Raw genomic sequence first — 6,237 nt, forward strand, 5'->3', positions numbered from 1 at the left:
CGAGGGGTACGGCACCGAGGTCGCCGTCGACGGCCTCGACGCGCTGGAGAAGGCGAGCGCCAGCTGGTCGTTGAGGCACAGAAGGGCGTCCGGCCGGCCCCCGGCGGCCAGCACCCCGTGCACCGCGGTTGCCCCGTCGCTCATGTGGAACGCGTCCACCGGCAGCAGGCAGGCCGGGTCGGGGGCGATGCCGGCCGCGGCGAGCGCGGCGAGGAAACCCCGCGTACGCGCCTGCGCGGTGCCGACCGCCCCGTCGTCCCGCCCGCCCACGGTGAGAATGTGCCGGCGTCCCAGGGCGAGCAGATGACCGGTGGCCTCGCGGGCCGCGCGCTCGTTGTCGATCGCCACGTGGTCGGCGCCGTCGGTCAGCAACTCGCCCAGCAGGACGGTCGGCGGCGGTCCGGCGTGGGCGCTCAGGTCTTCCGGGGCCAGGGCCAGTGGGCTGAGGATGACGCCGTCCACGAAGGTCGAGCCGAAGCCGGCCAGCGCCGCTCTCTCCCGCTCGCGGTCCCCGCCGGACTGGTGGATCAGCACGGTCAAGGAGCGCGCCTCGGCCTCCCGGACCACGTGCCGGGCCAGTTCGGCGAAGTACGGCACGTCGAGCTCCGGCACGACCAGGGCGATGATGCCCGTCCGCCCACTGCGCAGATGACGTCCGGCGAGGTTGATGCGGTAGCCGAGGTGCTCGATCGCCTCCTGCACCACCCGCCGGGTCCGCTCGGAGACATGGACGTAGTCGTTGAGCACGTTGGACACCGTCTTCTCCGACACCCCCGCGTGCCGTGCGACGTCCTTGATCCTCGGCCGTGCCATCGGCCACCTCCCAGCCCTTGGTACGCCCTGAGTCTATGGGTGCCCTCCCGACGGGCCCGGGCGGGCTCCGGAGGTGCCCGGCGAAGGGCGAGTGGCGAACACAGTCGATGACGCAACCCTTTACAGCCAATGTACATCGATGTAAAAACAGGGCACCGCACTGGTGGACCCGGTGCGGATCACCCCGATGTGCGCGGGCGGCCGACGGCTGCCGTGCCGATGGCGCATGCCTTCGGCCGGGCACGTCGTCCGGCCGACGAAAGGTCAGTGATGAGCTCTGTACCCTTTGCCCGCAGGCCCCTTGGTGCCTGCGGTCCCGACGAGTCGCCCGGCGTCGGGCGCCGCCGGCTGTTCCGGTACGGGGCGGCCGGGGCGACCGCGCTCCTGGCCGCGGGCTCCCTCGCCGGCTGCGCGTCGCCCAGCGCTTCCGGCGGACCCTCCGCTCTGAAGGTGTGGGACCTGTTCCAGGGCGGCGACGGCATGCTCATGGACGAGATGATCGCGGCGGTCTCCCGCGGCACCGACGGGTTCCGCGTGGACCGGACGATCCTGGACTGGGGCCCGTCGTACTACACGAAACTGGCCATGTCGGCGGCCGGCGGCCGGGCCTCGGACGTGGCGGTGATGCACCTGTCGCGCCTGGCCGGATACGCGCCCGGCGGCCTGCTCGACCCCTTCGACCTGGACCTGATGGCCGAGTTCGGTGTGACGGAGAAGGACTTCGCCCCCGCCGTGTGGAAGCGCGCCCAGCACGAGGGCACGATCTACGCGATCCCGTTGGACGTCCACCCCTTCATCGTCTTCTACGACAAGGACGCGGCCGGCAAGGCCGGTCTGCTCGACCCGTCCGGGCAACTCGCCCCGATGGGCTCGCCCGAAGCGCTGCTGGACGCCGGGAAGAAGCTGGTGGAGGTCACGGGGCACTCCGGCATCCTCTTCGGGCACGTCACCGACACCGCCCAGAGCTGGCGGCAGTTCGCGGCGCTCTACGCGCAGACCGGTGCCTCCTTCACCCTGCCCGACGGCGGGCCGCCCAAGATCGACGTCGAGGCGGCGGTGAAGGTGGTGACCTTCATGAAGCAGCTCTTCGACGGCCGCACCAACCCGAACAACCTCGACTACAACGGCGCGATGGCCGCCTTCATGGCCGGCCGCGGCGGCATGATCATGGCGGGGGAGTGGGAGCTGCCCACCTTCCGGAAGTCCGGCATCAAGCACCTCGGGGCCGCGCCCTTCCCGCAGGTCTTCGACGAGCCCGCCGTCTACGCCGACTCGCACAGCTTCGTCCTGCCGCACCAGGACGACCCCGACCCCGCCCGGCGCCGCCAGGCCCACCGGTACGTCGCCGAGATCATCAAACAGAGCCTGACCTGGGCGAGTGCCGGGCACATCCCCGCCTACCTGCCCGTCCAGGACCGCCCCGAGTACGCCGAGCTCGACCCCCAGTCCTCCTACGCGGCCGCGGCCGAGATCGCCGTACTCGACCCGCCGAACTGGTTCGCCGGTGCGGGCGGCAACTTCCAGAACCGCATGTGCCAGCCGCTCCAGTCGGCGCTGCTGGGCAACACCTCCGCCGAGAAGGCGGTACGGCAGATGATCCGGGAAGCGGACACGCTGCTGCGCCAGCCCAACCCGGTCGCCTGACGACAGCCGAAGGAGCCGCATCGTGACCACCACCGCACCCGCCGGAGCCACGGCGCCACCGGACCTCGCCGAAACCCCGCCCGCGCCCCGGCGCCGCCGCTCCCTCACCGGCGGCGGAAGCCTGTTCGTCCTCCCGTTCCTGGTGTTCTTCGGGCTCTTCCTCGTCTGGCCCGTCGTCCAGGGCCTCTGGATGAGCCTCACCGACGCTTCTCTCACCCTGCACGACCCCGAGTTCGTCGGACTCGCCAACTACGCCGAGGCGTTCGGCGACCCGGACGTCTGGAGCAGCCTCGGCAACACCGTCTTCTTCACGCTCATCTCCTGCGTGCCGCTCGTCCTGATGGCCCTGGCCATGGCGCTGCTCGTACACAGCGGGCTCGTCGGCCAGTGGGTCTGGCGCCTGGCCTACTTCGCCCCGTACCTGCTGCCCGTCACCGTGGTCACGCTCATCTGGACCTGGCTCTACCAGCCCGACATCGGCTTCGGCAACCAGCTGCTGACCTCCCTCGGCTTCGAGCCCGTCGGCTGGCTCTCCGACGAGTCGGTGGCGATGTGGTCCGTGGCGGCCCTCACCGTCTGGTGGACGGTGGGCTTCAACTTCCTGCTCTACCTCGCGGCCCTGCAGTCCCTGCCCGTCACCTTCGACGAGGCCGCCGCGCTCGACGGAGCCGGTGCCTGGCGGCGCCTGTGGTCCGTCACCCTGCCCCAGCTCAGGCAGACCACCGTCATGGTCGCCATGCTCCAAGTGCTCGCCTCGCTGAAGGTGTTCGACCAGATCTACATCCTCACCAAGGGCGGCCCCAACGGCTCCACCCGCCCGATCCTGGAATACGTCTACGACGTCGGGTTCACCGGATACCGGCTCGGCTACGCCTCCGCGGTCAGCTACGTCTTCTTCGCGCTCGTCATCGTCGTCTCCGTCGTGCAGCTCCGCTTCTTCCGTCAGGAGGGCTGACCGTGTCCGCCGTCTCCACCCCCGTACGCCGACCGCGCCGACCGCGCCGACCGCGCCGCGAGGAGCAGGGATCACCCCTGCTGCTCGGCCACGGGCGGCTGCCCCGCGTTCTCGCCGGGACGGCGCTGACCGTTCTCGCCGTCGTCTGGCTGCTGCCCTTCCTCTGGGCGGTCGCCACCTCGCTGCAGAGCGAGCAGGACGTGATGAAGTCGGGCCTGTCGCCGTTCAAGGGAGCCTTCACGCTCGATGCCTACCGGCGCATCCTGGACCGCGGCAACGTGTCGACCTGGGCCTTCAACAGCGTGCTGATCGCGGCCCTGGTCACCATCCTCACCGTGGCCGTCTCCACGCTGGCCGCGTACGGGTTCTCCCGCGGAACCTTCCGCGGCAAGCGCACCCTGCTCGCCGTCACGGTGGCCGCGATCATGGTCCCGCCGCAGTTGCTCATCGTCCCGCTCTTCGAGCAGATGACGATGTTCCACCTGGTCGACACCTATGCGGCGGTCATCCTGCCGCAGGTCGTGGCTCCCATGATGGTCTTCATCCTCAAGCGCTTCTTCGACGGCATACCCCGCGAACTGGAGGACGCCGCCCGCATCGACGGCGCCTCCGAACTCCGGGTGTTCCGGTCGATCGTCCTTCCGCTGTCCCGCCCGATCGTCTCCGCCGTCGCGATCTTCGTCTTCATCGGCGCCTGGAACAACTTCATGTGGCCCTTCGTCGTCACCAACGACCCCGACCTCATGACGCTCCCGGTCGGCCTCGCCACCGTCAAGGACGCCTACGGCATCCAGTACGCCGGGTCCATGGCGTCCGCCCTGCTGTCGGCGGCCCCGCTGATCGTGATGTTCCTCCTCTTCCAGCGACGCATCGTCAACTCCGTGGCCACCACCGGCCTCGGCGGCGGCTGAACCCCACCACGTCCCTGTCCGCGCGCCGGCCTCCCGCCGGCCCGCCCCACCTTCCGACTGGAGTTCCCGTGCACCACCCCTCCGTCCCCCGTCCCGAATACCCGCGCCCGCAGTTCGTCCGCCGCGACTGGCTCAACCTCAACGGGACCTGGCAGTTCGAGACCGACCAGGGTGACAGCGGCCTCGAACGAGGACTCCTCGGCCGCGAACTCACCGGCGAGATCCTCGTACCCTTCGCCCCCGAATCCGAGCTCTCCGGCGTCGGTGACACCGACTTCCTGGAAGCCGTCTGGTACCGGCGGCGGTTCACTCCGCCCGCCGAATGGGCGGGCCGCCGGGTGCTGTTGCACTTCGGCGCCGTCGACCACGACACCACCGTCTGGGTGGACGGCACCGAAGTGGTGCGCCACCGGGGCGGCTTCACCCCCTTCACCGCCGACCTGGGTGAACTCGCCCCGGCAGGAAGGGAGGTGGAGATCACCGTCCGAGCCCGTGACCCGAAGTCCGGCCCGCAGGCCCGCGGCAAGCAGGCGACCCAGTACGCCAACCACGACTGCAACTACACCCGTACCACCGGTATCTGGCAGACGGTCTGGGCCGAGCCGGTTCCCGAGACCCATCTGCGGCGACCCCGCATCACCCCCGACCTGGCCGGCGCCGCCTTCTCCGTCGAACTGCCTCTGTCGGCCAACCGCCCCGGCCACCGCGTACGCGCCGTCGTCAGCGACGCGGCGGGTGAGGTCTGCCGGGCCGAGGTGCGCGCCGACCTCGACCTCGCACCCCGGCTGCACCTCGCCCTCCCGGAGGACCGGCGCCGCGAGTGGAGCCCGGAGGACCCCTTCCTCTACGATCTGCGGATCGAACTCCTCGACGCCCAAGGCGAAGTGGCCGACAGCGTCGAGAGCTACGCCGGTCTGCGCTCCGTAGCGATCCGGGGCAAGGCCGTACTCCTCAACGGCCGCCCGCGCTTCCAGCGCCTCGTACTCGACCAGGGCTGGTACCCGGACGGTCTGATGACCGCACCCACCGACGAGGCCCTGGTCCGCGACATCGAGCTCGCGATGGAGGCCGGCTTCAACGGGGCCCGGCTGCACCAGAAGGTCTTCGAGGAGCGCTTCCTCTACCACGCCGACCGGCTCGGATACCTCGTCTGGGGCGAGTTCGGTGACTGGGGATGCGAGGTCGGCGGGTCCTCCGGCGACAACCAGCGGCCCGACGCCTCCTTCGTCGCCCAATGGCTCGAAGCCGTGGAACGCGACTACTCCCACCCCTCGATCGTCGGCTGGTGCCCGCTGAACGAGACCTACCAGAAGCTCCACGACCGCATCACCCCACTCGACGACGTGACACGGGCGATGTTCCTCGCCACCAAGGCCATGGACACCTCGCGTCCCGTGATCGACGCCTCCGGCTACTCCCACCGGGTCCTGGAGACCGACGTCTACGACTCCCACACCTACGAACAGGACCCCGCCGCCTTCCGGCAGCTCGTCTCCGGACTCGCGAAGGGCGAGCCCTTCGTCAACACCTACGAGAACGGCGCCGACTACTCCCAGCCGTACCGGGGCCAGCCCTACTTCGTCAGCGAGTTCGGCGGGATCTGGTGGGACCCCGAGGCCGCAGCCGGGCAGTCCGGCGCGGACCGCACGGTGTCCTGGGGCTACGGCGACCGGGTGCGCACCGAGGAGGAGTTCCACGAACGCTTCGCCGGCCTCACCGGAGCCCTGCTGGACGACCCGGACATGTTCGGCTACTGCTACACCCAGTTGACCGACGTGTTCCAGGAACAGAACGGCGTCTACCGCTTCGACCGCGGCACCAAGCTCGACGTCTCCCGAGTCCGTGAAGCCCAGCTGCGGCCCGCCGCCTTCGAGGAGCCGGACGCCGGCTGACCGGCCCGGACGAGCGTGTGCC

The 6,237-nt window shown here is 70.3% G+C and carries 5 protein-coding genes; 4 read left to right on the top strand and 1 reads right to left on the bottom strand.

The annotated features are described in order from the left end of the window. The coding region (locus tag ACFWEP_RS30005; RefSeq protein WP_387374720.1) for a LacI family DNA-binding transcriptional regulator at positions 1-813 on the bottom strand (813 nt) is incomplete at its 3' end. 270 nt (positions 814-1,083) lie between these two features. On the opposite strand from ACFWEP_RS30005, the gene ACFWEP_RS30010 reads away from it, so the two are divergent. The 4 genes from ACFWEP_RS30010 (at position 1,084) to ACFWEP_RS30025 (ending at position 6,215) form a co-directional block, all read left to right on the top strand. Next, positions 1,084-2,457 (top strand): extracellular solute-binding protein, encoded by a 1,374-nt coding sequence (locus tag ACFWEP_RS30010; RefSeq protein WP_387374722.1) that lies wholly within the window; start codon positions 1,084-1,086, stop codon positions 2,455-2,457. 22 nt (positions 2,458-2,479) lie between these two features. Then, on the top strand, positions 2,480-3,412 hold the full coding sequence (locus ACFWEP_RS30015) for a carbohydrate ABC transporter permease (RefSeq protein ID WP_387374724.1): 933 nt from the start codon (positions 2,480-2,482) through the stop codon (positions 3,410-3,412). A 2-nt stretch (positions 3,413-3,414) separates the two neighbouring features. Beyond that, on the top strand, positions 3,415-4,323 hold the full coding sequence (locus tag ACFWEP_RS30020) for a carbohydrate ABC transporter permease (protein ID WP_387374726.1): 909 nt from the start codon (positions 3,415-3,417) through the stop codon (positions 4,321-4,323). A gap of 68 nt (positions 4,324-4,391) precedes the next feature. Beyond that, complete coding sequence (locus ACFWEP_RS30025; protein WP_387374728.1) at positions 4,392-6,215, top strand: glycoside hydrolase family 2 protein; 1,824 nt, start codon at positions 4,392-4,394, stop codon at positions 6,213-6,215. Positions 6,216-6,237: the final 22 nt, after the last annotated feature.

The organism is Streptomyces sp. NPDC060198 (assembly GCF_042728415.1).
Classification (GTDB): domain Bacteria; phylum Actinomycetota; class Actinomycetes; order Streptomycetales; family Streptomycetaceae; genus Streptomyces.

Coding starts and splice junctions, on each gene's coding strand:
- ACFWEP_RS30010 (WP_387374722.1), top strand. CDS start 1,084: ATGAGCTCTGTACCCTTTGCCCGCAGGCCCCTTGGTGCCTGCGGTCCC.